The 26,649-nt window shown below is 72.6% G+C and carries 27 protein-coding genes; 15 read left to right on the forward strand and 12 right to left on the reverse strand.

Translation table 11 applies throughout. The features are described from left to right. Positions 1-29: 29 nt before the first annotated feature. Positions 30-923, reverse strand: a complete 894-nt coding sequence (locus ABD343_RS30945) for a helix-turn-helix transcriptional regulator (protein ID WP_425578316.1) — start codon at positions 921-923, stop codon at positions 30-32. 27 nt (positions 924-950) lie between these two features. Next, positions 951-1,757: an SDR family oxidoreductase gene (locus ABD343_RS30950; protein ID WP_344532919.1), complete on the reverse strand. Its 807-nt coding sequence runs from the start codon at positions 1,755-1,757 to the stop codon at positions 951-953. 233 nt (positions 1,758-1,990) lie between these two features. Between ABD343_RS30950 and ABD343_RS30955 the strand changes: the two genes are divergently transcribed. From ABD343_RS30955 to ABD343_RS31005, 11 genes are all read left to right on the forward strand, one after another. Continuing rightward, entirely contained in the window at positions 1,991-3,118 is a 1,128-nt protein-coding gene (locus tag ABD343_RS30955; protein ID WP_344532921.1) for an FAD-dependent monooxygenase, read from the forward strand. 97 nt (positions 3,119-3,215) lie between these two features. Further along, positions 3,216-4,334 (forward strand): alpha/beta hydrolase family protein, encoded by a 1,119-nt coding sequence (locus ABD343_RS30960; protein ID WP_344532923.1) that lies wholly within the window; start codon positions 3,216-3,218, stop codon positions 4,332-4,334. 28 nt (positions 4,335-4,362) lie between these two features. Continuing rightward, positions 4,363-5,304, forward strand: coding sequence for a VOC family protein (locus ABD343_RS30965; RefSeq protein ID WP_344532925.1), 942 nt, complete (start codon positions 4,363-4,365; stop codon positions 5,302-5,304). Positions 5,305-5,320: 16 nt separating this feature from the next. Further along, the gene (locus tag ABD343_RS30970; RefSeq protein ID WP_344532926.1) at positions 5,321-5,782 is read left to right on the forward strand and encodes a lipocalin-like domain-containing protein; all 462 of its coding nucleotides are present in this window, start codon (positions 5,321-5,323) and stop codon (positions 5,780-5,782) included. Beyond that, positions 5,782-6,255, forward strand: coding sequence for a cupin domain-containing protein (locus ABD343_RS30975; RefSeq protein ID WP_344532928.1), 474 nt, complete (start codon positions 5,782-5,784; stop codon positions 6,253-6,255). Before ABD343_RS30970 ends, ABD343_RS30975 begins: the two co-directional genes overlap by 1 nt. After that, entirely contained in the window at positions 6,252-7,868 is a 1,617-nt protein-coding gene (gene mhpA / locus ABD343_RS30980; RefSeq protein WP_344532930.1) for a bifunctional 3-(3-hydroxy-phenyl)propionate/3-hydroxycinnamic acid hydroxylase MhpA, read from the forward strand. Before ABD343_RS30975 ends, mhpA begins: the two co-directional genes overlap by 4 nt. Next, a complete protein-coding gene (locus tag ABD343_RS30985; RefSeq protein WP_344532932.1) occupies positions 7,865-9,064 on the forward strand; it encodes an alpha/beta hydrolase family protein in 1,200 nt (399 codons plus the stop codon). Before mhpA ends, ABD343_RS30985 begins: the two co-directional genes overlap by 4 nt. Continuing rightward, positions 9,042-9,896, forward strand: coding sequence for a fumarylacetoacetate hydrolase family protein (locus ABD343_RS30990; protein ID WP_344532934.1), 855 nt, complete (start codon positions 9,042-9,044; stop codon positions 9,894-9,896). Before ABD343_RS30985 ends, ABD343_RS30990 begins: the two co-directional genes overlap by 23 nt. A 55-nt stretch (positions 9,897-9,951) precedes the next feature. Then, positions 9,952-10,875, forward strand: coding sequence for a VOC family protein (locus ABD343_RS30995; RefSeq protein WP_344532936.1), 924 nt, complete (start codon positions 9,952-9,954; stop codon positions 10,873-10,875). A gap of 98 nt (positions 10,876-10,973) precedes the next feature. Beyond that, complete coding sequence (locus ABD343_RS31000; RefSeq protein ID WP_344532938.1) at positions 10,974-11,954, forward strand: helix-turn-helix transcriptional regulator; 981 nt, start codon at positions 10,974-10,976, stop codon at positions 11,952-11,954. A gap of 229 nt (positions 11,955-12,183) precedes the next feature. Next, positions 12,184-12,660 (forward strand): SRPBCC family protein, encoded by a 477-nt coding sequence (locus ABD343_RS31005; protein ID WP_344532940.1) that lies wholly within the window; start codon positions 12,184-12,186, stop codon positions 12,658-12,660. Positions 12,661-12,837: 177 nt separating this feature from the next. Here ABD343_RS31005 and ABD343_RS31010 read toward each other — a convergent pair whose 3' ends face one another. The 8 genes from ABD343_RS31010 to ABD343_RS31045 form a co-directional block, all read right to left on the reverse strand. Further along, entirely contained in the window at positions 12,838-13,131 is a 294-nt protein-coding gene (locus tag ABD343_RS31010) for a DUF1330 domain-containing protein (protein WP_344532942.1), read from the reverse strand. A gap of 32 nt (positions 13,132-13,163) precedes the next feature. Then, a complete protein-coding gene (locus ABD343_RS31015; protein ID WP_425578317.1) occupies positions 13,164-13,628 on the reverse strand; it encodes a MarR family winged helix-turn-helix transcriptional regulator in 465 nt (154 codons plus the stop codon). Between the two features lie 81 nt (positions 13,629-13,709). Next, on the reverse strand, positions 13,710-14,258 hold the full coding sequence (locus tag ABD343_RS31020) for an EF-hand domain-containing protein (protein WP_344532943.1): 549 nt from the start codon (positions 14,256-14,258) through the stop codon (positions 13,710-13,712). Between the two features lie 141 nt (positions 14,259-14,399). Beyond that, positions 14,400-14,957: a hypothetical protein gene (locus ABD343_RS31025; RefSeq protein ID WP_344532945.1), complete on the reverse strand. Its 558-nt coding sequence runs from the start codon at positions 14,955-14,957 to the stop codon at positions 14,400-14,402. 138 nt (positions 14,958-15,095) lie between these two features. Beyond that, the gene (locus ABD343_RS31030) at positions 15,096-15,752 is read right to left on the reverse strand and encodes a maleylpyruvate isomerase N-terminal domain-containing protein (protein ID WP_344532946.1); all 657 of its coding nucleotides are present in this window, start codon (positions 15,750-15,752) and stop codon (positions 15,096-15,098) included. A gap of 66 nt (positions 15,753-15,818) precedes the next feature. Next, positions 15,819-16,943 (reverse strand): cytochrome P450, encoded by a 1,125-nt coding sequence (locus tag ABD343_RS31035; RefSeq protein WP_344532947.1) that lies wholly within the window; start codon positions 16,941-16,943, stop codon positions 15,819-15,821. Beyond that, positions 16,925-18,376 (reverse strand): cytochrome P450 family protein, encoded by a 1,452-nt coding sequence (locus ABD343_RS31040; protein WP_344532949.1) that lies wholly within the window; start codon positions 18,374-18,376, stop codon positions 16,925-16,927. Before ABD343_RS31040 ends, ABD343_RS31035 begins: the two co-directional genes overlap by 19 nt. An 81-nt stretch (positions 18,377-18,457) precedes the next feature. Then, positions 18,458-19,558 carry a PP2C family protein-serine/threonine phosphatase gene (locus ABD343_RS31045; RefSeq protein WP_344532951.1) on the reverse strand — a complete coding sequence of 367 codons (1,101 nt, stop codon included), beginning with the start codon at positions 19,556-19,558 and terminating at the stop codon, positions 18,458-18,460. Between the two features lie 273 nt (positions 19,559-19,831). Between ABD343_RS31045 and ABD343_RS31050 the strand changes: the two genes are divergently transcribed. From ABD343_RS31050 to ABD343_RS31060, 3 genes are read left to right on the forward strand one after another with little or no spacing between them, the layout of a single operon-like run. Next, positions 19,832-21,463 (forward strand): aminotransferase class V-fold PLP-dependent enzyme, encoded by a 1,632-nt coding sequence (locus ABD343_RS31050; RefSeq protein WP_344532953.1) that lies wholly within the window; start codon positions 19,832-19,834, stop codon positions 21,461-21,463. Further along, positions 21,460-21,942 (forward strand): RidA family protein, encoded by a 483-nt coding sequence (locus ABD343_RS31055; protein ID WP_344532954.1) that lies wholly within the window; start codon positions 21,460-21,462, stop codon positions 21,940-21,942. Before ABD343_RS31050 ends, ABD343_RS31055 begins: the two co-directional genes overlap by 4 nt. A 22-nt stretch (positions 21,943-21,964) precedes the next feature. Next, a complete protein-coding gene (locus ABD343_RS31060) occupies positions 21,965-23,248 on the forward strand; it encodes an amidohydrolase/deacetylase family metallohydrolase (RefSeq protein ID WP_344532956.1) in 1,284 nt (427 codons plus the stop codon). Here the strand turns inward: ABD343_RS31060 and ABD343_RS31065 are convergent. Next, complete coding sequence (locus ABD343_RS31065; RefSeq protein WP_344532958.1) at positions 23,214-24,539, reverse strand: MFS transporter; 1,326 nt, start codon at positions 24,537-24,539, stop codon at positions 23,214-23,216. The two genes, ABD343_RS31060 and ABD343_RS31065, sit on opposite strands and share 35 nt — an antisense overlap. A gap of 177 nt (positions 24,540-24,716) precedes the next feature. Between ABD343_RS31065 and ABD343_RS31070 the strand changes: the two genes are divergently transcribed. After that, on the forward strand, positions 24,717-25,760 hold the full coding sequence (locus ABD343_RS31070; RefSeq protein ID WP_344532960.1) for a LysR family transcriptional regulator: 1,044 nt from the start codon (positions 24,717-24,719) through the stop codon (positions 25,758-25,760). Here ABD343_RS31070 and ABD343_RS31075 read toward each other — a convergent pair. Further along, the gene (locus ABD343_RS31075) at positions 25,660-26,649 is read right to left on the reverse strand and encodes a LysR family transcriptional regulator (RefSeq protein WP_344532962.1); all 990 of its coding nucleotides are present in this window, start codon (positions 26,647-26,649) and stop codon (positions 25,660-25,662) included. The genes ABD343_RS31070 and ABD343_RS31075 overlap by 101 nt on opposite strands.

Below are 26,649 nucleotides of genomic sequence, written 5' to 3' on the forward strand. Positions count from 1 at the left end.
GCGCTCCCGGACGACGACAGATCGGTGGGCTATTCGTTGTGTGCTTCGATTTCGGTCGCCGACGTCTGTGGGGTGGCCGCCCACGATGCCAGGAGTGCCAGATTGTCGGCGGTGGGTGTGCCCGCGGGTGTGGTGTAGATATTGAGGTGCAGGCCGGGTTCGGCGGGCAGGTCCAGGGTCTCGACGTCCAGGTCGAGTCGGCCCACGACCGGATGGTGCACCCGCTTGCGTCCGGACCGGTGCAGCCGCACGTCCTGGGACGCCCAGTGCTGCCGGAACAGCTCACTGCACGTGGACAGCTCGCCGACCAGGGCGATCAGCTCCTCGTCGTGCGGATTGCGGCCGGCTTCCATGCGGAGTTTCGCGGCCGCGTCACCGGCAATCCGGTCGTAGTCGACAAAGAAATCCCTGGCCGCCTCGGGGTGCAGATAGACGAATCGCGTCGTGTTCGCGGGCCGTCGCGGGTCGGCCAGCACCGGTGAAAACAGCGCGCGGGCGAGTCGATTCATGGCGAGCACGTCATATCGTCCGTTACAGATCCAGGCCGGAGCGTCGGAGATCGCGTCGAGCACCTGCCGCAGCGTCGGGCGCACCGTCACGGCAGGCCTGCGCCGGCGTGGGCCGCCGGGCGCCCTGGACCGGCGCGCGAGGCGGACCAGGTGGTCGCGCTCGGCCTCGTCGAGTCGCAGGGCGGAGGCCAGCGCGTCGAGCACGCCATCGGAGGCACCGGCGAGGCTGCCGCGCTCCATGCGCACGTAGTAGTCGACCGACACCCCCGCCAGGAGCGCCACCTCCTCGCGGCGCAGGCCTTTGACCCGACGGTTGCCGCCGTAGGCGGGCAGGCCCGCCTGTTCGGGTGTGATGCGGGCGCGACGCGAGCTGAGGAACTCCCGGATCTCGGTGCGCAGATCCATTGTGGCCATCCCCTCACCGTAATCCCGTCCCGCGATCTACGGGGTGCCCGTCGCGGTCGTCGCGATGCCGCCGTCCACCGGGATGACGGTGCCCGTGAGGTACGACCCGGCCCGGCCGGCGAGGAACACGGCGATACCCGCCATGTCGTCGTCGCGGCCGAGCCGGCGCAGCGGGGCCGCCGCCGCGATCGTGTCGCCGAGGGCATCGAGCGTGGACGCCATCATCCGCGACGGGAACACCCCCGGTGCTACCGCGTTCACCGTGACGTGCTGTGGTCCCAGCTCTCTGGCAAGCACTCTGGTGAGTTGATGGAGTGCCGCTTTGCTGCCGGCGTACGAGTAGTTGGGCGCCTGGGCGACGTGGATGGCGGCGATACTGCCGATGTTGATGATCCGCGCGGGATCATCGGCGGTGCCCGCCCTGCGAAGCGCGGGCAGCAGCGCCTGCACCAGCCAGAACGGCGACTTGAGGTTGAGGTCGAGCACGGTGTCCCAGGCCTCGTCCGGGAACGTCGCCAGCGGCTCGCGCCACATCGCTCCCGCGTTGTTGACGAGGATGTCCAGGCGTTCCGAGTCGGCTTCGACGAGATCGGCGAGGCGCTGGCACTCGTCGTGCCTGGAAAGGTCGGCGGGAATTGCTCGAACGTCGCCGAATTCGGACAGGAGATGCTCTGCCTCCGCGCACGCGTCCGCCTTGCGCGAGCTGATGACCACGCGGGCGCCTGCCTGGAGAAGGCCGCGCGCTATCATCATCCCAATTCCCTTGGTGCCGCCGGTGACAAGGGCGTTCTTCCCCCTCAGATCGAAAAGTTCTGTGCGAGTGGTGAATTGGGCGTCCGCCATTGAATTCCGTCCCTTTTGCCGTGGGGAAATGCGACTCAATCAGATTGACAGGCGTTTTGGGCCTCCGGGAGACCCTGGTGATCCAGGTACTGCCAGAACCCCCCTTGCCCGGTGTGCCTTGCTGCCCGGACGACGACCGATTGCCGACAGTGGATGGCCGCTGCCGGATTCGGACAAGGCCGAGCGCCGACGTGTCCTACGGTTCCGAGGAAATCGGCGCTCTGGAGGCGTACATGGACAGGTATCGCGGTGCGCGGACCGCCGTGATCGTGGGTGCGGGCATGGCTGGTCTGACAGCGGCCACGGCCCTGGCACGCGACGGATGGCAGGTGGAGATCGCCGAGGCCGGCCCGCTGGAGGCGACGTCCGGATGGGGGTTGTGCCTGACCGGTCCTTCGCTGCGTGCGCTGGACGCGCTGGGCCTCGCGGACGCCTGCCTGGCCGAGGGCTACGGCATGAGCACGATCACGCACGTGGACGTGAACGGCGAACCCGCGGACGAGGTCCGGTTGCCTCGTCTGATCGGCGCGGACAGGCCGGCGATGGCCGGTATCGCGCGCCCCGTTCTGCACCGTGTCCTGTACGCGGAGGCCGAGCGGAGCGGCGTCGTGATCCACCACGGCGTGACCGTCGCCGCGGTGGACCAGGACGGTGAGCTGGTCCACGTGCGGTTGTCGGACGGGACGGCCCGGCAGGCCGCGCTGCTGGTGGGCGCGGACGGGATCCGCTCCTCGGCGCGGGAGCTGCTGGGTCTGGAGACCTCGCTCGACTTCCACGGGCAGATGGTCTGGCGGGCCCTGGTGCCGCGCCCGCCGTGGGCCACCGGGATCCATCAGTTCGCCGGGAAGGCCGACACGGCAGGCCTCGTACCCCTCTCGGACAGTCAGGCGTACGTGTTCCTGACGGAGAACCGAGTGGAGCGGAGCGTCCTGCCCGACGCCGAACTCGTACCGCGCCTGCGGCGACTGCTGGAGGTCTTCCCCGGCCGGGTGGAGGAGCTCCGCTCCCTGGTGTCCACGTCGGAATCGGTGGTGCGCCGCCCGGTGCAGACGGCGTTCCTGGAGGGCGCCTGGAACCGGGGCAACAGCGTGGTCATCGGTGACGCCGCGCATGCGCCCGCACCGCAGATGGCCAGCGGCGCCGCTCTGGCGGTCGAGGACGGGCTCGTGCTGGCCCGGGAAGTCGGGCGGCACGCGACCGTCGGCGCGGGGCTCCGGGCGTTCGCCGGCCGGCGAACGCGGCGGTGCCGCACGCTCGTGGAGACCTCGGTGACGATCGCCGACCTGGAGCAGGCGCAGCGTCACCGCGAGGCGTATCCGCTGGTCGATTCCTGCCACCGGCTCATGGCCGAGCCCGCGTAACCATCCCCCCGCGAATCCGCCCCGGATCCGCCGCGAAGGCCGTCCCGTCGGTCCGGCCAGTCGGCCCGTCGTTCGCGCGGCGGACAAGGAGAGACACATGCCCACTGCACCTTCCCGAACCCTGCCCGAGGCTCAGCAATGGCTGCGCGAGCACCTGGAACAGCGTAAGAACCCCTTCAACGCCATCGATCACGACGCCGCCGCGCGGCACATCGAAAGTCTTCCGGGCACGGATCCCCGGTCCTGGGCCGGGCACTGGCTGGCGGGCGCCGAGGACTTCGCGACCCGGGCGCGCGAGGCCGAGGAGAGCGGCGACCGCGAGGCGGCGCTGGAGAACTGGTGGCAGGCGTACCAGTTCGCTTTCCTGGGCCGTTACCCCTCCCCGCTGCACCCGGCGAAGCTCCACGCGTACGACCGGGCCGTGGAGTTCTTCGGCCGGGTCTCCGCGCTGGAGCGCGTGCCCGTCCAGCACGTGGCGCTGCCCTTCGACGGGCGTGCCGGAGAGGGCGAGGTGCTGCGGTTCTTCGTGGCACGTCCGCCCGCGGGAGCGGCGCGCCCGCCCGTGGTCATGATGTGGGGCGGGATCGACGTCTGGAAGGAGGAGAGCTACGCGCGCGGCCGGATGCTGCGCGAACGTGGTTTCGCGACGCTGCACATCGACATGCCCGGGGTGGGCCAGTCACCCGTATACGCGGGCCGTGACGCCGAACGGCAGTGGGACCCCGTCTTCGCCTGGCTGCGCGAGCAGGAGGACCTGGACGCGGACCGGGTCGCGGCGCTGGGGCTCTCCTTCGGCGGCTACTGGGCGATGAAGCTCGCCCACACCCACCGCGCCCGACTGACCGCCGCCGTCAACTGGGGCGGGGGCGTTCATCTGACCTTCCAGCCCGCGTGGCAGGAGCGCAGCCGCGACGCCTCGTCCTATCTGATGGACCTGATGCCGGCCAGGGCCCGCATCTTCGGCGGCAGCACCTTCGAGGACTACGTCCGCCGCTGCCCCGAACTCTCCCTGCTCGACCAGGGCGTACTGGACACGCCGTGCTGCCCGCTGCTCCTGGTCAACGGCAAGGACGACCTGCAGAACGCCTCGGCCGACCTCGGTCTGGCCCTTGAGCACGGAGGCCCCAAGACGGCCCGGATGTTCCCCGGCGGCCACATGGGCGAGGGGCCCGTGCTGCCCACCGTCCTCGACTGGCTGACCGAACGACTGAGCTGACCAAGCACGGCTTGAGGGAGTGCACACCATGAGCGACAGCAGTCTGATCACCCACCTGCGGCACATCGATGTCGCCATGCCGAACTTCGCCGAGCAGCACCGGTTCTACACCGAGCTGTGGGGGCTGACGGAGACCGCCGGTGACACCGGCGTCTCGTTCCTGGCGGCCGAGGGCTCGCCGGAGCAGTACGTGGTGCGGTTGCGCGAGGACGTCCAGAAGCGCACCGACCTCATCGCCTTCGGGGCCGCTTCCGCCGCCGACGTCGACACGCTGGCGGCCCGACTGGCCGCGCGGGGCGTGCGGTTGGTCCACGAGCCGCGAGCGCTGGACACGCCCGGGGGCGGCTACGGGGTCCGCTTCTTCGACAACGAGGGCCGCGTGGTCGAGGTCTCCGCCGAGGTCACCGCACGGCGGCACCGCAGGATCGAGGCCCGCGAGCCGGTCCCCGTGCGCCTCTCCCACGTGCTCATGAACTCCCCCACCCCCGAGGCCACGGTGGCCTGGTACATCGAGCACCTGGGGTTCCGCCTCTCGGACACGATGTGTCTGGGCGAGCGCGGCGAGATCATGTGGTTCCTGCGGTGCAACACCTTCCACCACAGCTTCGGCATCGTCCGCGGCCCGCACGCCGCCTTCCACCACGCCTCCTTCGAGATGCGCGGGATCGACGAGTTCCTGCGCGGCACGGGCCGGATGCGGCGCCTGGGCATCGAGCGGCTGTGGGGCCCGGGGCGGCACCGGGCCGGTGACAACTCCTTCAGCTACTTCCTCGACCGGGCCGGCAACACCGTCGAGTACACGACCGAGCTGGAGATCCTGGACGAGGACACCTGGCACCCTCACCTCTTCGACCTGCGCGATCCGGCCAACGCGGACCAGTGGGGCACGGCCGACGAGATGGACGAGTTCATCGCCGCCAAGTCCCACAACGACGTCGACCCGGGGCTGTTCACGGCCCCGCCGATGTGAGCGGGGGAGGAGCCCCGTGGAACCTCTGCGCACCCGGCTCGTCGGGAGCTGGCGGCTCGCCGACTGGAAGGTCTTCTCCGACGCCGGCCCCACCGACCCGCCCCTCGGCCCGGCCGAGCGCTGCACCGGCCTGCTCATCTACACCCCCGAGGGGACGATGAGCGCCCATCTGACGCTGAAGGACCGGGCGCGCTTCACCGACGCCTCTCTCGACGGCGGCAGCCCGCAGGAGAAGGCCGCGGCCTACAGCTCGCTCATCGCCTACGCCGGCACCTGGGACCTCGACGAGGCGACGGACACCGTCGTCCACCACGTCCGGATCGCCACCTTTCCCAACTTCGTGGGGACCGGCCTGAAGCGCGTGTGCGTCTTCGAGGACGCCGACACCCTGAAACTCGACACCCCGCCGATGGACATGGGCGGCGAGGCCCGTGCCAGCTACGTCCTGTGGCGGCGCACGGACGGGAGGAACGTCTGATGCCCCGCGTCCGCCGCATCGTCACCGGACACACCCCCGAGGGCCGGCCCGCCATCGTGGAGGACGCCGTCTGCCCGCACGTACGGACCACCGCCGGGGCGCGGGTGGCCGACCTGTGGACGTACCAGGGCGGGCCGCGCAACGACGGCGCCTACGCCGACCCGGTCGGCCCCGACGTGCCGCTGCCGCCTCCCGCCGGCGGAGGAACGCTGCGCGTGGTCGAGTTCGGTCCGCGCGAGCCGGGCGAGGAGCCGTACACGCACCGGACCGACTCGCTCGACTACGCCGTCGTCCTCACCGGCGAGATCGTGGCCGTCGTCGGTACGGACGAGACCGTCATGCGCCCCGGCGACGTGTTGATCCAACGCGGCACCGGCCACGCCTGGGACAACCGGTCCGAGGCTCCGTGCACCCTCCTCTTCGTGCTGCTGGACGCCGCACCGCTCACCGGGCACCCACGGGAGACGCCATGACAGCCGGGCCCGGCACGCCCTGGGACTACGACGTCGTCCAGATCGGCTGCGGCCCGGTCGGGCAGGCCATGGCCGCGCTGCTCGGCCGGTACGGCCACCGGGTCGGCGTCTTCGAACGCTGGCCCGCCCCGTATCCGCTGCCCCGGGCCGGTCACCTCGACCACGAGACCATGCGCATCCTGCAGTCCGCCGGAGCCGCGCACGACTTCGAGCCGTACGCCATCCCCGTCCACGACTACGACTGGTTCAACGCCGACGGCGAACTGCTGCTGCACCTCGACTGGAGCAGGCCCACCCCCTCGGGGTGGAAGTCCGACTACCTCATGTTCCAGCCGGATCTGCAGGACGCGCTGCTGGCCGCCGTGCGGCGCCGGCCTTCGGCGGAACTGCACTGGGGCTGGCACGCCACCGGGTTCACCTGGTACGACGACCACGTCGAGGTCGCCCTCGCCCACGGCACCTCCGTCGACGGCGTCTGGAGGCCCGACGGCGTCACCCGTACCGTCACCGCGGCCTGGCTCATCGGGGCCGACGGCGCCAACTCGGCCGTCCGTGAGGCCGCCGGGCTCGACAGGGAGGACCTCGGTTTCGAGGAGGACTGGCTGGTCGTCGACATCGAGCCGGACGATCCCGGCCTCCGGATCGACATGCCCGAGGCCGCCCAGCTCTGCGACCCCGCGCGGCCGGTCTCCCTCTTCCGATGGCTCGGCCGTGCCCACAGCCGCTGGGAGTTCATGCTGCTGCCCGGCGAGAGCGCCGAGGAGATGACCGAGGAGGCCCGCTGCTGGGAGCTGCTGTCCCGGTGGAAGATCACCCCCGCCGAGGCCACCCTCATCCGGCGCACCGTCTACACCTTCCGCTCGCTGCTCGCCCGCTCCTGGCGACACGGCCGGGCGCTGCTGATCGGCGACGCGGCCCACCTGATGCCGCCGTTCATGGGGCAGGGCATGTGCGCGGGCCTCAGGGACGCCGCCAACCTGGCGTGGAAGCTGGACCTGGTCCTCTCCGGGCGGTCCGATGCCTCCCTCCTCGACACGTACACCGCCGAACGCCGACCGCACGCCCGCAGCGTCACCACCATGTCGAGGGAACTGGGCCGCGTCGTGTGCCTCACGGACCCCGCACGTGCCGCCGCCCGCGACCGGGCGTACCTGGCCGGCGACGTCCCCCCGCCACCGCCGTTCCCCGTGCTGACCGGCGGGCTGCTGCACCGCGGCGCGGACGGCGCTCCCGCCGGGCCGGCCGGCACGCTCGGCGTACAGCCGCGCGTGCACCGGCAGGGGTACACCGGCCTCCTCGACGACGTCGTCGGCGACGGCTGGACCCTCATGACCACACTGCCGCCGGACCGGCTTCCGCTGGACGCGGAGCAGTACGCGTTCCTGCGGCTGCTGAACGTCCGTATCGTCCACCTCACCCGCGCCGGGGTGCCCGGCGCGGTGATCGACCTGGACGGCGACGCGACGCGGTGGCTCACCGCGCACGAAGCCGAACTCGCCCTCGTACGGCCGGACTTCTACGTCTTCGGCGCGGCACGCGGCGAGGAGGCGGGTGGACTTGTCGACTCGCTGCGCGACCAACTGCGCGCGTACCTGCCGGAGACGCCCGCATGACCGGCGAACGCCCGACGGCCGCGCCCGGGCCACCGCCACCCGAGGGGCCGTCGCCCGAGGTGCTCGCCGCCAACCAGGCACACAAGCGGGCCATGCCGCTCCAGCGCCTCCTGGGGAACGGCATGGACTGGGCGGACGCCGTGGAACTGTACGCCCGTGCCGACCGGGGCGAGACCTGGCACCGGGCCGCCTTCGCCCTGGGCCTGCGCGATGCCGAACGCGCGGATTCCGCACTCGCGGCGGGACACCGGCGCACCGCCCGCGACTGGTATCTCGCCGCGGCCGCCTGCCACCGCTTCGGCCAGGTCCCGCTGCCCGACAGCGATCCGGACAAGATCCTCCTCTACCGGCACCTCATCGACGCCTTCGGCCGGGCCGGTGCCCTGTACGACCCGCCGGCCGAGCGCATGGCCGTCCCCTGGGGCGGCGGGCAGTTGCGCGGCTGGCTGCTGAGGCCGCGTACCGCGCACCCGCCGCCCACCGTCATCGTCGTCGGCGGTTTCGACGGCTGGCGCGAGGAGTACCACAGCGGGGCCGTCCACCTGCTGGACCGGGGTGTCGCCGTACTGCTGGCCGAGGCTCCCGGACAGGGCGAGACCAGGCTGTTCACCGGCCTGCACCTGGGCCCCGACTTCACCGGCGCCTTCTCCGCCATGGTCACCTGGATCGGCGGCAACCACGCGCTCGGCGACCGCGTCGGCGTCTGGGGCAACAGCATGGGCGGCTTCCTCGCCGCCGCGGCCGCGATCGACGACCACCGCATCGAGGCGTGCTGCGTCAACGGGGGAACCACCACCCCGGTCGAATTCCCCCGGCGCTACCCGCGCATGGCGGAGAAGGCCCGGCTGCTGCTCGGCGCCGCCGACACCGGTCGGGCCCTCAAGGCCCTGGCCGAGCTACGGCTCCGCCCCGCCGGCCTGTCCCGCCTGACCTGCCCCCTGCTGGTCCTGCACGGCACCCCGGACCGGGTCTTCCGCGTCGAGAACGCCCGCGCCCTGTACGCGGGCGCCGCGAGCCAGGACAAGACCTGGCACGAATGGCCGGACGGCGACCACTGCCTCTACAACCACTCGCTGGAGAAGCACACACTGGTCGCCGACTGGTTCGCCGACCGCCTGGCCGCACACACGGCCCTGTCCTCCTCCCGCCGTACCGACGAATCGAGAGCTCCCCATGCGCATCGCCAACCTCGATGAACGCCTCGTGCTGATCGACCCCGCCACCCGGCGCGCATTCGACGTGGAGACGCTCAGCGAAGGCCGGTTCGGTCCGGATCCGCAGACCGCCTACGAACGCTGGGACGGGTTCCGCGCCTTCGCGAGCGCCGCCGACCTCGGCTCCATCGAAGGGGAGCCGCTGGACGAGGACCGGCTGGGCCCGCCCGTTCCCGCACCCCGGCAGATCTTCGCCATCGGCCTGAACTACCGGGACCACGCCGACGAGTCCGGCTTCGACGTCCCCGCCGAGCCCATGGTGTTCACCAAGTTCCCGGCCTCCCTCACCGGGCCCCGCGCGACCGTCACACTGCCGCCGGGCGGCCACGTCGACTGGGAGGCCGAGGTGGTCGCGGTCATCGGGCGGGAGGCGTATCGGGTGACCGCCGGGGAGGCGTGGCCGCATGTGGCGGGACTGACGGTGGGCCAGGACCTCTCGGAGCGGATCACGCAGATGGCCGCCACGCCGCCGCAGTTCGCCCTCGGCAAGTCGTTCCCCGGTTTCGGGCCCGTAGGCCCCTGGGTCGTGACCGTCGACGAGTTCGACGACCCCGACGACCTCGCGCTCGACTGCCGGCTCAACGGCGAAGAGGTCCAGAAGGGGCGTACCCGGGACCTGGTCTTCACCGTCCCCGAGCTGATCCACCGGCTGTCGAAGGTCACCCCGCTGCTCCCGGGCGACCTCCTCTTCACCGGAACCCCCTCCGGGGTCGGCATGGGGCGCAGCCCCCAGCGCTGGCTGGCGGACGGCGACACGCTCGTCAGCTCCGTGACGGGCATCGGGGAGCTGCGGCAGCGCTTCGTCGCCGCTTGACGCCGGGGCGCGAGAGACGCCCCGGTCACGACCTACAAGGACAAGGAGACGGACCATGCCATTGCACCGTCTGCAGTCGATAGTCATGGGAGTGCCCGACGTCGAGGAGACCGCCGCCTACTACACGGATTTCGGGCTGCGTCCCGAAGGCGAGGGCTGGTTCTCGACACGGGACGGAGGCCGGCAGCTCCGCATCGTGGCCGCCCCGTTCCGCACGCTGCTGGACGTGGTCGTCGGGGTGGACGACCCCGACGACCTGGACCGCGCGGCCCGGACCCTGCGCGCGCTGGACGTCGGCTGCGTCCGGGAGGGCGGCCGGCTCGTCGCCGTCGACGATGCCACCGGGCTGCGGGCCACCCTGGAGATCGGCCCCCGCCTGCGGCAGCCGATCGTCCCGCCGACCCCGTACAACGGGCCCGGCCGGACGGAACGGGCCGCGGGCCGGGCGCCCGGTGTGCTGCGCACCGACCCCGTGCGTCCGCGCAGGCTGGGACACGCGGTGCTCGGGTCCACCGACCAGGAACGCACGATGCGCTTCCTGGTGGACGGGCTCGGCTTCCGGGTGAGCGATCACATCAAGGGAGAGGGCAGCTTCCTTCGCTGCTCGGAGGACCACCACAACCTCCTCGTGCTGCGCTCCCCGGTCAGCTTCCTGCACCACACCGCCTGGCAGGTCGACGACATCGACGACATCGGCCGCGGTGCCGCCGCCATGCTGGAAGGCCGCCCCGAGCGGCACGTATGGGGACTGGGGCGGCACTACGCGGGATCCAACTTCTTCTGGTATCTCAAGGACCCGGCGGGCAACTTCAGCGAGTACTACTCCGACATGGACTGCGTTCCCGAGGACCAGCTCTGGACGCCGGAGGAGCTGGAGGGCGCCCAGGGCCTGTACTCGTGGGGGCCTCCTCCGCCGCCCTCGTTCATACGCCCCGAGGACCTCGCCGCCCACATGACCGGCGCCCACGCGCCCCGGTAGCCCTCCGCCCCCCCCGGGGGCACCGGCCCCCGGCCCCGGCTCCGGACATACCGGCTGTCATGGCCGACAATAAGCCCCCAGGGAGGTGACCCACCATCGTGCCGACCCCGCTGCGCAACCACGTCATCACCAGATCCCGGAACCCCGTCGACCTGCTCAACGCCGCCACCAGCCTGTTCGGCGGCTCGATCGCCACCTCGCCGTTGGACGAGCTGTGCGGCGGCGATCACGAGCTGCGCGGCGTGGCCGCACACGACTTCGCGGTGGGCTACTTCGTCTCGCCGCTGGACGTGCGCGTCGCCTCGGCCACGGGCCGTGACCGAGGCTCCTACTTCCTCAACATCGGAGTCGCCGGTGCCATCTCGGCCTCGTGCGGCGGTCTGCGGGCGACCCTCGACGAAGCGACGGCGGGCATCGCCAACCCCGGAGACATCCAGGAACTGCGGCCCCTGCCCAGCCGGCGGACGCGGTTCTTGGGCCTGCGGATCGACGCCGCCCTGGTCGACCAGGAATTCGCCGCGCTGACCGGGCACCCGCCGGTGTCCACCGTGCGCTTCGACTTCGCCCTCGACCTGGCCAGGTCCAAGGGCCGCGCCGTGCGGCTGCTGGTCCGCTCCCTCCTCGAACAACTGGACTCGGGAGACCCCCTGTTCCAGCGTGCGGAGCTGCAGCGCAGCCAACTGCGTTCCCTCGTCACCGCCCTGCTGCTGGCCCAGCCGCACTCGCACACCGGTCAGTTGCACGGCGGTCCTCAACCCGGCGTCCCGCGCTCCTTGCGGGCAGCCCTCGCGTACATCGAAGCGAACCTCGCCGAGCCCCTCAGCCTCGACGGCATCGCCGGTGCCGCGGGCTGCAGCCCGCGGACCCTCAGCCTCGCTTTCCGCGCCCGGCTCGGCCTCTCGCCCATGGCCTACGTCCGCAACCTGCGGCTCGACCGGATTCGCGAGGACATCCTGGCCTCCGCCGACCCCGTGGGCACGATCGCCTATCGGTGGGGCGTCTCACACCTGGGCCGCTTCGCCGGGGAGTACCGTGCACGCTTCGCCGAACTGCCCTCCGAGACCGCCGCCCGCAGATGACCCGGGGCCGGGGCCCGCCTCCCCTGGGGCACGCGCACCCGACGGCGTTGCGTCGTCGGTCCGATTGGTTGTGATATGCCTGGTCACGTGACCGATTCTGAGGGGTCGGTGCCGTGATCCGCAGCGGTGGAGCAGATGGTGGATCTGTGCCGTGGCCCTCACCTCTCCGGCCCTGCGGCCCGCTACCCCGTTCTCGCACGCTTGATCGATATGTTCATGGAGATCGCCGATGGAGTTCGTCTACGTCACCGTCATCCGCACCACCCCCGAGAAGCTCTGGGAGGCGCTGACCGACACCGATCTCATCCGGCGGTACCACGAGGACACCGGCCCCGACGCCGACGAGTGGAAGCCCGGCGCGGTCGTCCGGTGGAAGATGGGGCCCGACTACAAGGACTACGGGCAGCGCGTCCTGGAGGCCGAGCCGTACCGGAAGCTGTCGTACACCTGGCACAACTACACGCCAGAGATCGCCGAGATGTTCGGCTGGAGCGACGAGCAGCTCGCCGAGCACCAGAAGGAGCCGATCTCCCAGGTCACGTTCGAGAGCGAGCAGATGGGCGAGGGCGTCAGGCTCACCCTCACCCACGACGGCTTCGTGCCGGACAGCGAGATGCTGAAGGCGATCAGCGAGGGCTGGCCGGTCATCCTCTCCAACCTCAAGTCCCTGCTGGAGACCGGCTCGACGATCCGCCTGGAGGACTAGGGGGTGTCTGACCAATGCCCGCGGCGTCGCGGTGTCCGGCACGCACGCTCGCGGCGTTGCCGAATCGCCCTGGTAGCTCCGCTACGAGGGCGCTCCGGCGCCTTGCGATCGCAGGCACCGGACACCGCTCCTTCACCCACCCTGATCCACAAGACACCACCCCCTGGCCGGCCCGTTTCAGTCGAGGCCTTCGACGATGCGGAAGTCGCGCTCGACGCCGTCGGGGAGGGCGGCCAGCGCCTCCTGGTAGGCCGCGCTCTCGCGCGCCGCGACCGCCTGCTCGAAGCTGTCGAACTCGACCAGGACGGTGCGCTCGGCGATCCCGCCGTCGTACGCCGCGACCCGGCCGCCACGAACGAGGGTCCGGCCGCCCTCGGCCGCGACGGGCGGACCGGCCAGCTCGTTGTAAGCGGCCAGCTTCTCGGGGTCCGGAACGGTCCGGTAGACGCTGACCCAGTAGCCCTTGGGCATGGAACCTCCAGTGTGGGGATGAGCAGATCCGGTTACGGGTTGGTCTTGGGTGTGGACGGGCGTCGGCTTTCCAGCTCTGTCAGATGCTTCAGCGCCGGAAGGGCCGCCACGAGCGCCTCGACCTCGTCGTCGGTCAGCTCGCCGATCAACTGCTCGAACGCGTGGACGCCCGCCTGGTGCCGCGTCCGGACGTAGGCGGCGCCCGCCTCGGTCAGGCACACCAGCGTGACCCGCTTGTCGGACGCGTCGCCCCGCCGCTCGACCAGCCCGGACTCCTCCATCACCCGGACCAGGGCGGTCATCGCGGGCTGGGTGACGCCCTCGACAGCGGCCAGATCGGTGATGCGCCGCGGTCCGGTCCGGTCCAGGGTGGCCAGGGTGGCGGCGGACGTCAGGCTCATGTCCCGGGGCAGGCGTCTCGTGGCCCTGGTCGCCAGGCCGTAGAGGGCTGCCCCGATGGCGGCTGACGCGTCAGGTGCGGCGTCTTGGCGGCTCATGCCCGGAGCATAGCACTTTTATATTCACCGCTTATGTAAATGCTCGCCCCGCCGGGCTGGCGGCTCAGCCCCGGGCGGCTCCTACGGGGTGAAGTTCTGGGTGCCGGTCCACCAGGTGCCGGGGGACTTCGGGTCGGTGCTGGTCCAGAACTCGATGATCGCGGAGATGAACTCCTCGCGGGAGAGCGCCCCGTCGCCGTCCCGGTCGAGGTGGGCGAACGCCTCGTCGGCCCGCTCCCTGCTGAGCGTGGGGAAGTGGCCGTGCTGGAAGGCGTAGAACTCCTCGGGGCTCACGCGGCCGTCGGCGTCGGCGTCGGCGACCTCCAGGAACGCCTCGGCCAGTGCTCCCAGCGTGCCGCGGGCGGCCTCCTGGTCGTCGGCGAGCGAGCGGGTGGAGCGCAGGAACTGCTCCCTGCTCAGCGAGGCGCCGCCGCCGGGGATGTACGGCAGATGCAGGTCCCGCCAGATGCGTACGTAGGCATCGACGATGCGCTGCTCCTCGGCGGAACCCGACGGGTGGCCGAGCGACTCGGCGACCGAGCGCCCCATCGCCCTGTGGTCCTGCTCGGTCAACTGGCCGTCGCCGTCGGCGTCGAGATGGTCGAACCCGAACTCAAGCTTGGCGGTCAAGAAGTCATGACCCATGGCGCACCCCTGCTCGTCTCCCCGGCCGGGCCGGACGGCACCGGCTGTTCCCGTGGTGCGCAAGACTATCCGTACACGACTCGTCGCTCCGGGCGACCGATCCGATCCGGCCGTCGAGGCGAGGGCTCAGGCTGTCGGGCCGTGCGTCTTCGCGTCCTCGTCCCCGGCGACCCGCGCGACTGTCAGGCCGTGGGCGGCGAGATGGCCGATGAGGAGTTCGGCCAGTACGGCGGACTCGTCGTGCCGGCCGGTCGTGCGGGCGCCTTCCGCGTCGCCGGGGGCGCCGGGGGCGAAGGGGGAGTGGCCGGGCAGCACGACGGCGCGGACGAAGAAGTCGCACAGGATGTCCGCGAACTCCGCGTCCGGGCGCTCGGGGACCGACCTGCCCAGCGTCGTGAGGCCGGACTCGACGATGGTGTTGAGGTAGCGGCGGCGCGCGTTCCTGTCCCGCCGGGCCTCGCCCTCGGCGCTCTCCTCGGCCGCCTCCACCACGCGGAACCGGTCCGGGTCGCTGCCGGGCCCGGCGTCCGGCCACCCGTCGGACCCGCGGGCCTTGGCCAGGGCCTCCTCCATGGTGTCCGCGTGCACCTGGGTCGTGCGGCGGATTCTCTCGTCGGGGCTCACCAGTTCGACTCGGAAACGCGGCGGGGCGCCTTCCCGCCCCGCGTTCGACGGCTCGTTCATCCGTCCTCCGTAAGTGGTCGGGTCGCCGTGCGGCGCGTCCTCGCCGGAACTATACACGAGGTGTATAGCTGGTCGGTCGCCACCGCCGGGCAGGCCGCGGCGACCGTGGCGCCCCGGCCACGCCGGTGGACGGAGCGCTCAGCCGAGGACGAGGGGGAGGCGCGCGGCCAGGTCGCCCAGTGCGGCACGCTCCGGCTCGCCCGGGGCGCGCCGGCCCGTGCCGATCCGGAGCGCGTCCGTGTCGGAGAGGGACGCGGGGAACGGCGCGCCCGCGATCTTCTCCAGCATCTCCCGCGTCCGGGCCAGCCCCTCGGCGGGCGGCCCCGGCGCGTCCGGGAGGTGCGCGACCAGGTCGAGGTGGTGCAGCGTCCACTCCAGGACGTAAGCGGAGAGGAAGTCGCCCGCGGTGAGCACCATGTCCTGGGTGGCCACCCGGGCCGCGGGGTCGGCCAGCCCGGCGGCGCGGCCCGCGGCCGAACCGACGTCGTCCAGATGGAACTTGAGCAGCGCCGGGTCCTCGTACGCCGCGGCCAGCCGCACGATCAGCGCGTCGAGCGGATCGTCGCCGGACGGCGGGGTGTCGGCGACCTTCCAGTACGTCACCGCGTCCGCCGTCGGCTCGCCCTCCGCGGGCGTGGCGAGGGTGATGAGGACGTCCTGCGCGTCGATCACCAGGTGGCAGGCCAGATCCCGGACGAGCCAGCCCGCGCAGCCGGACGGGCGTGCGAAGTCCTCGTCGGAGAGGTCGGCGACGGCCGCGCGCAGCGCCGTCCACGTAGTCGAGAAGAGGTCCACGGGCGGAACGTAACAGCGCTCCGCGGCCGGGGCGACCGGATTCCCGGCCGCACCCGGCGGCGCGGATCAGCCCAGCAGCACCGGCAGTTCCTGGAGGCCGTTGATGCCCAGGGACGGGACGCGGGGCGCGGGGCGGGAGGAGAGCGTCAGGCCGGGGAAGGCCTCGAAGAGCCGCCGCAGCGCGATCCCAGCCTCCAGCCGCGCCAGCGGCGCGCCCGGGCAGCGGTGCGGGCCGTGGCCGAACGCGAGATGGCGGGAGGCCTCCGGGCGGCCGGGCACGAACGCGTCCGGGTCCGGGCCGGGGAACGCGTGCGGGCAGCGCTGGACCGCCGGGAGCGGAACGAGCACCGCCTCGCCCTTCCGGATCACCGCGCCCCCGACGTCCACGTCCTCCGCGGCGTACCGGAACATCACGTTGCGGCTCGGGGACTCCCAGCGCAGGGCCTCCTCGACCACGTCGGGCCAGGGGTCCTCGCCCGCTTCCTGCCGGGCGCGGGCCCCGTCGAGCGTGCCGGGGTGCGTGAGCAGGCCCCTGACGGCGTGGCAGATCAGGTTGGCCGTGGTCTCGTGGCCGCCGATGACCGTGACGACGAGGTTGCCCACGACCTCGGCCTCCGTCAGCTCCCCGGCGTCCAGCGCCGCGACGAGGTCCATCGTGAGGTCGTCGGTGTCGCCGTCCGCGCGCTTCTGCGCGATCAGCGCCAGCAGCGTCGCGGGGAACCGCCGCCCCACGGTGTGCTGGACCTCCTCGGCCCCGGCCTCGGAGTTCATCGCCGCGGCCGACAGCTCCCGCAGCTCCTCGCGCAGCGCGCCGTCCTCGGGGACGCCGAGCAGGTGGCAGATGACCTCCAGGGGCAGCGGCAGCGCGAACCGCGCGAGCAGGTCGGTCTCCTCTCCGGCGGGCACGTCCTTGAGGTCCGCGAGCAGCCGGTCGGTGATGGCCTCGACGTACGGGCGCAGCGCCCGTACGCGGGCCGGGGAGATCGCGCGCTGCACCGGCGTCCGCAGCCGCCGGTGGGCCTCGCCGTCGGTCGTGAGCAGGCCCTTGCCCTCGACGATGAACAGCAGCGGCCAGTCCGCCGGTATCTCGCCGCGCGCGTGCGCGCCCCAGTGCGCGATGTCCTTGGCGAAGCGGGGGTCGCCCATCACCAGGGCGCTCGCCTCGCGCGTGGTCACCGCCTTGGCCACCACGCCACCAGGGAGCGCCACCTCGGCAACCGGCCCTGCGGCGCGGAGGGCCGGGCCTTCGGCTCCGTGGAGATCGGCCGGGGCGGGTTCGAGATGAATCCGGGCTGTGCTGTCCACTGCTGTCCATTCGTCGGAGCCGTCGGCGGGAAGGGGAACGAGACGGGGAGCGCGGTGGGGGACCGCGCGATGTACGGCAGCTCCCAGGTCAGCTTCTCCTCCGGGACGGCGAGCCGGAGGCCCGGCAGCCGGTTCCACAGCACCTCCAGGCCCGCGCGGACGATGAGCGTGCCCAGCTCGTGCGCCGGGCAGCCGTGCGAGCCCGCGCCCCAGGCCAGGTGCGACCTGTTGGTGCGGGAGACGTCGAAGCTGGCCGAGAGCATCGCCGGGTCGGCGCCCGTCGCGCCGAGGCAGATGATCGCCATGTCCCCGGCGTTGACGCGGTATCCGGCGAGCGTGGTGTCCTGGGTGGCCCAGCGGCCGATGAGGTTCTGGATCGGCGCGTTGACCCACATCACGCGGTTCATCGCCTCGTCCATCGGGCAGCGCCCCGCGATCACGTCGGCGTTCAGCTCGGGATTGGTCAGCAGCTCCAGCACGGTGTTGCAGATCCAGGTGGTGGAGGCCCCGCGCCCGGCGACGATCTGCAGCCACACCTCCTCGCTCAGCTCGTGCGCGTCCAGCGGCACGGGCTGCTCACGGTTGTGGTGGTGCATCCAGGAGACGAGGTCGGGCCCCGGCGAGCGCTGCTTCTCCTCGACCAGGGCCCGCATCCGGGAGTCCAGTTCGGACGCGGCGCGCTGGGCGCCCGGCCCGCCGCTGAGCATCTCGTGGATCGCGTCGCCCGTGGCCAGGGCGCTGCCCTCGTCCATGCCCATCAGCCGCATCATGACGAGCAGCGGGAGCTGGAGCGCGTACTGGCCGAGGATGTCCACGTCGTTGCGGTCGCGGGGCGGGGTGTCCCGGAAGAACGAGGTGACGAGCTGGTCCGCGAGGTCCTCGACGAGGTCGCGGGTGCGCAGCAGGTTCAGCTCGCCCAGCGCCTTGTTGCCGGGGCCCGAGAGGCGGTCGTGCTCGCGGCCCTCGGCGTACAGGCGGCTGCGCCGGTAGGTGAACTGGGGGATCATCGGGTGGTCCGGCGGCAGGGCGCCCTCGGCCAGGTCGCGGTACCAGCGGGAGTCCCGCGTCCACACGTGGCCGTGGTTCTGCAGGATCTCCAACTGGTGGGCGTGGTCCAGGACCAGGTAGCCGCGGAAGGCGCCCGTCTCCTCCAGCGTGACGGGGGCCACGGGGCCGAACGCGCCGCGCAGCCGCGCGTAGTACGAGAACGGGTCCCGCGCGAAGTCCTGTCCGTACAGCGGCGCGTCGCGCGCGGGCCAGGGGGAGCGGACGGGCGGCCAGGCGTCGCCAAGGGGCGTGGTCGATACGTGAGTTGACACGGCGATCATCCTGATGGCCGAAGATCGTCGGGGCAACCGCGGGGCGGTGACCGCCGTGTGACGGGAGGGCGGTCCGGCCCGTCACTCCGGGCCCGGCGGGTGCGGCGCGGCCGGGCGCATCAGGGCCAGCAGCGCCATGTCGTCGTCGCGCTGCCCGCCCGTCCACTCCCGTACGTCCTCCGCGACCGCCGTGAGCAGCTCCTCAGGGCAGCGGAAGCGCCGTCCGTCGAGCCGCCGCACCGGGTCGTAGAACGTTCCGCCCGGGCCCCTCGCCTCGGTGACCCCGTCGGTGACCAGCAGCAGGATCGCGCCCGGCGGCACCGGGAAGGCCTCCGCCACCGGCTCGCCCGCCGTCAGCTCGCCCAGGCCGAGCGGCACCCCGGGCTCCTCCGAGGCCAGCACCCTGACCGCGCCGTCCACGAAGAGGTACGGGTCCGGGTGCCCCCGGCTCAGCAGCCGCACCTCGCACAGGTCCGGCGTGAAGGTGCCGAGGACCGCGGTGGTGAAGCCCTCGCTCACGGGCGTGCCCTCGCGGTGCCGGGCCTCGCGCAGCAGGGAGCGCTCCATCTCGTCGGCGAGGACGCCGAGGTCGGGGGTGCGCACCGCGACCTCGCGGAACGCGCCGAGCGCCACGGCGGCCGTGCCCACGGCGCCCAGCCCCTTGCCGCGCACATCCCCGACGAGGAACTGCACGCCCCACGGCGCCTCCTCCACCGCGTACAGGTCGCCGCCGACCCGCGCCTCGGCCTCCGCGCCCCGGTAGCTGGCGGCGATGTCGAGCCCGCGCAGCGTCTTGGGGGGTGTCGGCAGCACCGCGACCTGGGCGGCCTCCGCGACCGTACGCGCGGTGTTCAGCCTGCGGTCCCGCCGGGCGATCAGCCGGTTGACGTCGATGGAGATCAGCCCGGCGAACGTCACGTTGATGATGTCCACCACATCGTGCCCGGCGCGGGCCTGGCTGCCGATGAGGCCGAGCAGCAGCATGGCGAGCACGGCGGCGACGACCACGGCGAGGGTGTGCCGCAGTGTGGAGTTCACCGCGGCCAGCAGCCCCGCGAGCGCGAGGAGCGGCGAGCCGGTGAAGACCGGGGGCGTGAACACGTCGACCGCGATACCGGCGGCGATGAGCAGCCAGGGCACCCACCTGCCGTAGGCGGGCCAGCGTGCGCCGAGTCGGTCCACTGGCACTCCTAGGCCCGGCCGCGGTGCCGGGGACGCGGGGAATCTTCTCTCCGCGAGCCTCGGTGCCCGCGCCCGCACCGGCCAGCGCACGGCGCCCGTACGGGTGACGGGCGGGCGGCCACGGCCCCGGACGGGGGTGGCACGGCCTGGACACGGCTCGGGCGCGGATGATCCGGAAAACGAATACTGTCATCCGGAAACTGCGCTTAACGCCTGGCCACAGGCTCCCTACCGTGGTCGCCATCCTGACTCACGAGGTGGCTGGGAGCCGTGATGGGCACTGATGCGCTTTCTCGTCGTCACATCCTCCAACGGAGCGCGGGGGCCGGCGGGGTCCTCGCCCTCGGCCCGCTCCTCACGGGCGTCGGTACGGGCGCCACGGGCACGGCCGAGGCGGCGGAGCCGCCGGGCGTCACCGGCGCCACGGACGTCTACGGCCGGATCGGCGTCCGGCCCGTGATCAACGCGCGGGGCACCTTCACCATCCTCAGCGGCTCGCTGATGCTGCCCGAGGTCCGCGAGGCCATCGACGCGGCGGCACGGCACTACGTCCACCTGGACGAGCTGGCCGACGCGGTGGGGGAGCGGCTCGGCGAGCTGACCGGCGCCGGGTTCGGCCTCGTCAGCTCCGGCTGCGCCGCCGGGCTCACCCACGCGACCGCCGCCTGCGTCGCGGGCGGCAACCCGGACCTGCACGTCCGGCTCCCGGACCTCACGGGCTTCGCCCGCACCGAGGCGATCATCCCGAAGCACTCGCGGAACGTCTACGAGGCCGCAGTCAGCGCCGTCGGCCTCAAGGTCGTCGAGGTCTCCGACCGCGCGGAGCTGGAGGAGGCCCTCGGGCCCCGCACCGCGCTGATCTACGTCATGGCGGGGCCGCGCGTGGACGAGAGCGAACTGGACACGCGGGCCCTCGCCCGGGCCGCGAAGCCGCACGGCGTGCCCGTCCTGGTCGACGCCGCCGCCGAGATCCTCACCGTCCCCAACGTCCACCTGGAGCGCGGCGCCGACCTCGTCGCGTACAGCGGCGGGAAGTGCATACGCGGCCCGCAGACCGCCGGGCTGCTGCTCGGCCGCGAGGACCTGGTGCGGGCCGCGTGGGTGCACAGCGCCCCGCACCACGGCTTCGCGCGCGGCTTCAAGGTCGGCAAGGAGGAGGCCGTCGGCATGCTCACGGCCGTCGAGATGTGGCTGCGCCGCGACCACGACGCCGAGTACGCGCGCTGGACGTCCTGGCTGCGCTCGATCGCCCGCAGGGTCCGCGCCGTCGAGGGCGTCACCACCGAGACGGTGAAGCCCGAGGGCCTCTCCAACCGCACCCCCTCCCTCAAGGTCCTGTGGGACGGGAAGAAGCTCGGCGTCTCCGGAAAGACCGTGACGGACACCCTCTTCGAGGGCCCGGACGGCGCCCCGCGCATCGCCCTCAACGAGGCGGCCGACGAGAAGACCGGCCGTACCGGCGTCCTCATCACCCCCTACATGCTCCAGCCCGGCGACGAGAAGACGCTCGCCCGGCACCTCGTCGCGCTGCTCAAGGACCCGCCACCGGCGCCCGCGGAACCCCGGCCGCCGTCCGTCGACGTGAGCGGCACCTGGAAGCTCACGATCCGTTACGCGGCGGGCAGTTCGCACGCCCACCGGCTCAAGCTCACGCAGCGGGGCGCCGAGGTCACCGGCTCCCACACCGGCGAGTTCGTCACCCGCGAGGCGACGGGCGGCGTCAGCGGCGCCACCCTCACCCTGCGCAGCGTTCTCGGCGAGGAGCACGGCGACTCCCTCGACTTCACCTTCACCGGCACCGTCGAGGACGGCGCGATGAGCGGCGACCTCTCGATGGGCGAGTACCTCACGGCGAGCTGGAAGGCCCGCCGCCAGTCCGCATCCGCGACCCAGGAGGACAAGTGACCTCGAACCGCCGCGACTTCATCCGCAAGGCCCCCGCCGTCGCCGCCGTGGCCGCCGTCCCGGCGGTGGCCGCCGCGCAGCCCGCGGCCGCCGAGGACCGCGAGGGACGGCACCGGCCCGAGAAGGAGGTCCACTTCCCCGGCGGCGAGCCGCCCGAGAACCCGCTGATGAGCCCCGTCGTCACCTACGGCGGCCTGGTCTTCCTCTCCGGCATCGGCGCCCACTTCGAGGGCGACATCCGCGCCCACACCGCGCACGTCCTGGACGAACTGGAGCGCAACCTGGAGGCCGTCGGCTCCTCCATGGCGAACGTCCTCAAGGTCAACGTCTACCTCGGCGACCTCGCCGACTACGACGCCATGAACGAGGTCTACCTCGGCCGCTTCGGCCCCGAGCCCGCGGCCCGCACCACCATCGCCGCCAAGGGCGGCATCCCCGGCGACTCCCTGGTCGAGATCGACTGTGTCGCCGTCCGCTGAGGCCCGGAGGAGAGGGAAGGGCATGAGAGTCCGCGCGCACTGGGCGGCCGTACCCGCCGTGCTCTCGCTGGTGCTCGGCGCCTCGGTGGCGGCGGACGCGATCCGTACGCCCGGGCCGTCGGCGAAGGCGCCGCGCGCCGGGGGACCGTACGACCTCCTCGTCCGGGGCGGTCACGTCATCGACCCGCGCAGCCACGTCGACGGGCGGCGCGACATCGCCGTCCGCGACGGGAAGATCGCCAAGGTGGCGCGGAGCCTCGAAGGGGCCCGCGCGAAGAAGACGGTCGACGCCTCCGGCCAGTACGTCACCCCCGGCCTCGTCGACCTGCACGCCCACCTCTACAACGGGCACGGCGACGCCTACGCCGACGGGGCGCTCAGCGTGCCGCCGGACGGCTTCACGTTCCGCTCCGGCGTGACGACGGCCGTGGACGCGGGTTCGCCGGGCTGGCGGAACTTCGACGCGTACGAGAAGGACGTCATCCGGCCCTCGAAGACCCGCGTCCTCGCCTTCCTCAACATCGTCGGCCACGGCATGGCGGGAGGCGCGAAGGAACAGGACCTCGGCGACATGAGGGCGAAGGAGGCGGCACGCGTCGCCCGCGCCCACCCCGGCGTCATCACCGGCATCAAGACGGCGCACTACGAGGGCAAGGACTGGACGCCCGTCGAGCGTTCCGTCGAGGCGGGCGAGGCGGCGGACGTCCCGGTGATGGTCGACTTCGGCGAGGACCACCCCGAACGCCCCCTCGACCGGCTCCTCACCGAGAAGCTGCGCCCCGGCGACCTCTACACCCACGCCTACTCGGGGCTGCGCGGCGAACTCGGCGAGGACGGCAGGCTCAACCCCGGGATGCACGAGGGGCGCGAGCGCGGCGTCCTCTTCGACGTCGGGCACGGCGGCGGCAGCTTCGCCTGGGACGTCGCCGTGCCCGCCATGAAGGAGGGCTTCGCGCCCGACACGATCTCCACCGACCTGCACACCGGCAGCATGAACGCGGGCATGAAGGACATGTCCAACGTCATGTCCAAGTTCCTCACGCTCGGCATGCCCCTCAAGGACGTCGTGCGGGCCTCCACCTGGAAGCCCGCACAGGCGATCGGCCGCGAGGACCTCGGCAACCTCTCGCCCGGCGCCCCCGCCGACCTCGCCCTCTTCTCCCTGGAGAAGGGGAGGTTCGGCTACGCCGACAGCTTCGGCGAGCGCGTGGACGGCGAGCGGAAGCTGGTCACGGAGCTGACCGTCCGCGCGGGGGAGCTCGTGTGGGACCTCAACGGGCGGGCGGCGGAGAAGTGGAAGCCGTAGCCCGCTCCCCGGTACCGGTGCCCAGCGGGACGACGTCCCGCATCACCACCCCGTAGATCACCGCACCCAGCACCGACATCCCGCCCGCGACCGTCAGCGGCACCACGTACGAGCCGCCGAAGGCGTCGAGCAGGGCGCCGACGACCAGCGGGCTGATGAACCCGGCGGCGTTGGACGAGAAGCCCTGGATCCCCGCCAGCGAACCCACGTTGGCGGGGGTCGGCGCCACGTCGGCGGGCAGCGCCCACAGGCTCGACGCCGCGAAGCACAGCGCGGACTGCGAGACCGCGAGCAGGGCCAGCGCCAGCCACGCGCTCTCCACCACCCCGGCCAGCACGATCACCGAGGAGAGCAGCAGCCCGGAGATGAGCGGGAGTTTGCGCGCGTACGTCACGCTGCGGCCCTGGCTGATGAGACGGGTCTGGAGCCAGCCCCCGGCCCACTGCGCGGGCATCGCCAGCATCGCGGGGAGCATCCCGAAGAAGCCGAGCTTGAGCAGGTCGAAGCCGCGCTCGTCCACGAGGTAGGACGGGAACCAGGTGAGGAAGAAGTACAGCACGAAGGACAGGCAGAAGAAGCCCGCGACCATGCCCCACACCGTCCGGTAGCGGAAGAGCCGCCGCCACGGCATCGGTTCGACCCCCGGATCCGCGCTCTGCCCGCCGCCCTCGCGGATGTACGCGCGCTCCTCGGCGGTCAGCCGGGGGTGCTCGTCGGGGTCGCGGTAGAAGCGCAGCCAGAACGCGCAGTACAGCAGCCCGACGACGCCCGCCGACACGAACGAGCCGCGCCAGCCCAGCAGCGCGATCACCGCCGCCGTGACGGGCAGCGCGAATGCCGTGCCCGCGCGCCCGCCGCTGTCGAAGATCGAGGCCGCCATGCCCCGCTCGCGCACCGGGAACCAGCGCGCCACGATCTGCGAACTCGACGGGTACGCCGGGGACTCCACGGCCCCCAGCAGGAGCCGGATCAGCAGCAGCACCAGGAAGCCCGTCGCCGCGCCGACCAGCATCGTGGCGACCGACCAGGCCGCGACGGCGAACGCCATCATGCGGCGCGGCCCGTACCGGTCCACCAGCCACCCGGCGCCCGGCAGGAACCCCGCGTACGTCCAGAAGAACGCGCCCAGCAGCAGCCCGGTCGCGGTCTTCGACAGGTCCAGCTCGTCGGTCATGTACGGCAGGGCCACACCGAGGTTGGCGCGGTCCAGGTAGTTGATGGTGACGGCGCCGAAGGCGAGCCAGATCATCGACCATCTGACGCGCCCGACAGGGTTGGCTTTCGCGGCCACAGCGGACTCCTCACCGGGAGCGGAGGGGCGGGAGGGGGAGATCGCGAGCGTACGAGCGGGCCGTGCCCGGCAGGAAGCGTCCGCCGCGCATACGGCTATTCGGAAAACGGATCGAGGCTCATTCGCTTTGCGGGGCCCGTCTTGTCGCTGCTCAGCCCCTTCGGTACAGCAAGAGACATGCTGCGACCGGAAGTCCGACTCGAATGGTTCGTCTCGTTCCTCGGCGTCATCGACACCGGGAGCTTCAGCGCCGCCGCCGAGGCGGTCCACCGCTCCCAGCCGAGGGTGAGCATGCATGTGGCCGCGCTCGAACGCGAGGCCGGAGTCGAGCTGTTCGACCGCAGCAAGCGCCCCGTGCAGGTGACCGAGGCGGGCTCGGTGCTGGCCGGGCACGCCCGCGCGATCCTGCGCCGGCTGGGCAGCGCCGAGGAGGCGATGGCCTCGCGCCGCGACGCGGCACGCGGCGTCGTCGCGCTCGGCAGCCACCCCAGCGCGGGCGCCGCGTTCGTGCCCGGACTGCTGAGCCACCTCGCGCACGGCCGCCCCGCGCTCAAGGTCGTGCTCGTCGAACGCTCCACGCTGGAGCTGGACGCGGCGCTCGCGGCGGGCGAGGTCGAGATCTATCTGCGCCCGCTCGCGCCCCCTCCGGGCCCCTCGGTGCGCTGGCACGGGCTGTGGCAGGAGCCGCTCTCGGTCGTGCACCCGCCGGGCCACCCGCTCGACGCGCTGCCCGACCCGCTGCCGGTCGCGGCCGTCGCCTCCTATCCGCTGATCACCATCGGACGGCTCGGCTCGCCCGAGGGCGTGGGCTTCGAGGCCTACCGCGCCTTTCGCGCCTACGGGTTCGAGCCCGAGGCCGTGCAGGCCACCAACCAGCCGCAGACCCTCGTCTCGCTCGTCCGCGGCGATCTCGGCGTCGGCGTGACCAACCAGCTCGCCGTCGCCACCGCCGACACCCGCGACGTCCGCGTGCGCAGGCTCGACGCGCCCTGCGCCCGCGAGGTGGGCGTGCACTGGGACTCGACCAGGGCGCTGAGCCCCGCGGCACGCACCCTGCTGCGGGAGATCCTGGCCGCGCCCGTCCCGCCCGGCACCGAGCCGCTGCCCCGGGCCGCCCCGGTCACTCCGCGCCAGGCCCGGCCGGTCCCGTTCGTTCCACCGGCTCCGCACCCCGCTGCTCCCCGGTCCACGGCCAGCGCGGCGCGGGCAGCCGGGCGATGACGTCCCGCACGGCCTCCACGGCGGGGGACACCGGGTCCCCGGACCGCCACCACGCCGCCACGACCCGCTCCGAGTGCGGGTCGGCGATCGGGACGAGCGCGACGCCCTCAGTGTTCGCCGTGGTCATCGCGAGGCTGTTGGTGACGCCTACGCCCAGGCCGTGCCGGACCAGCGAGATCAGCGTCTGGGGCTGGTTGGTCTGCGCGGCGATCACCGGATTGAGCCCGGCGCCCGCGAAGGCCAGATTCGTTTCGTACTGCCGCCCGTGCCCTTCGCCGCTCTCGCCGATGCTGATCACCGGCAGCCGCGCCGCCTGCGCCAGCCGTACGGACGGGGCCGAGGCCAGCCGGTGGTCGGAGCGGAAGACCGCGACGAGCGGCTCGCGCCACAGCACCCGGCTGGCGACCTCGTCGGAGTTCAGCAGCGGATGCAGCGGCCGTACGGCCAGGTCGATGTCGCCCTCCACGAGATCCGTGCCCAGCGCCACGCTCGGCCCCTCGCGCAGCACGAGCCGCACGTGCGGATGGCGCTCGCGCAGCGCCCGTACGGCCAGGGGATAGAGATAGGACGCGGCGCTCGGGTAGGCCCCGAGGCGGACCAGGCCGCAGACCGTGCCGCCCGCGAGGTCGGCCAGCACGTTGAGGCGGCGCAGGATCTCCTCCGCGTGCGGCAGCAGCCCGCGGCCCTCGGGGGTGAGGACGGCGGGCTGCACGGAGCGGTCCAGCAGCCGCGTGCCGAGCAGTCGCTCCAGCTCGGCGACATGGCTGCTGACCCGGGGCTGCGAGCGGTACAGCGCCTTGGCGGCGGCCGAGAAGCCGCCGTGGTGCGCGACCGCGACGAAGCTGGCGATCCAGTCGATGCGGTAGTGGTGGACGCTGCCTATGTCCAT

The organism is Streptomyces albiaxialis, assembly GCF_039530985.1.
Taxonomy (GTDB): Bacteria; Actinomycetota; Actinomycetes; order Streptomycetales; family Streptomycetaceae; genus Streptomyces; species Streptomyces albiaxialis.

Bases quoted from the DNA above. Each gene is read 5' to 3' on its own strand.
- mhpA (WP_344532930.1), top strand. From the start codon at position 6,252: ATGACAGCCGGGCCCGGCACGCCCTGGGACTACGACGTCGTCCAGATC.
- ABD343_RS30960 (WP_344532923.1), top strand. From the start codon at position 3,216: ATGCCCACTGCACCTTCCCGAACCCTGCCCGAGGCTCAGCAATGGCTG.
- ABD343_RS31070 (WP_344532960.1), top strand. From the start codon at position 24,717: ATGCTGCGACCGGAAGTCCGACTCGAATGGTTCGTCTCGTTCCTCGGC.
- ABD343_RS30950 (WP_344532919.1), bottom strand. From the start codon at position 1,757: ATGGCGGACGCCCAATTCACCACTCGCACAGAACTTTTCGATCTGAGG.
- ABD343_RS30945 (WP_425578316.1), bottom strand. From the start codon at position 923: ATGGCCACAATGGATCTGCGCACCGAGATCCGGGAGTTCCTCAGCTCG.
- ABD343_RS31050 (WP_344532953.1), top strand. From the start codon at position 19,832: ATGGGCACTGATGCGCTTTCTCGTCGTCACATCCTCCAACGGAGCGCG.
- ABD343_RS31015 (WP_425578317.1), bottom strand. From the start codon at position 13,628: ATGAGCCGCCAAGACGCCGCACCTGACGCGTCAGCCGCCATCGGGGCA.
- ABD343_RS30975 (WP_344532928.1), top strand. From the start codon at position 5,782: ATGCCCCGCGTCCGCCGCATCGTCACCGGACACACCCCCGAGGGCCGG.
- ABD343_RS30955 (WP_344532921.1), top strand. From the start codon at position 1,991: ATGGACAGGTATCGCGGTGCGCGGACCGCCGTGATCGTGGGTGCGGGC.
- ABD343_RS31025 (WP_344532945.1), bottom strand. From the start codon at position 14,957: ATGAACGAGCCGTCGAACGCGGGGCGGGAAGGCGCCCCGCCGCGTTTC.
- ABD343_RS30985 (WP_344532932.1), top strand. From the start codon at position 7,865: ATGACCGGCGAACGCCCGACGGCCGCGCCCGGGCCACCGCCACCCGAG.
- ABD343_RS31005 (WP_344532940.1), top strand. From the start codon at position 12,184: ATGGAGTTCGTCTACGTCACCGTCATCCGCACCACCCCCGAGAAGCTC.
- ABD343_RS30995 (WP_344532936.1), top strand. From the start codon at position 9,952: ATGCCATTGCACCGTCTGCAGTCGATAGTCATGGGAGTGCCCGACGTC.
- ABD343_RS31060 (WP_344532956.1), top strand. From the start codon at position 21,965: ATGAGAGTCCGCGCGCACTGGGCGGCCGTACCCGCCGTGCTCTCGCTG.
- ABD343_RS30990 (WP_344532934.1), top strand. From the start codon at position 9,042: ATGCGCATCGCCAACCTCGATGAACGCCTCGTGCTGATCGACCCCGCC.
- ABD343_RS31010 (WP_344532942.1), bottom strand. From the start codon at position 13,131: ATGCCCAAGGGCTACTGGGTCAGCGTCTACCGGACCGTTCCGGACCCC.
- ABD343_RS31075 (WP_344532962.1), bottom strand. From the start codon at position 26,649: ATGGACATAGGCAGCGTCCACCACTACCGCATCGACTGGATCGCCAGC.
- ABD343_RS30965 (WP_344532925.1), top strand. From the start codon at position 4,363: ATGAGCGACAGCAGTCTGATCACCCACCTGCGGCACATCGATGTCGCC.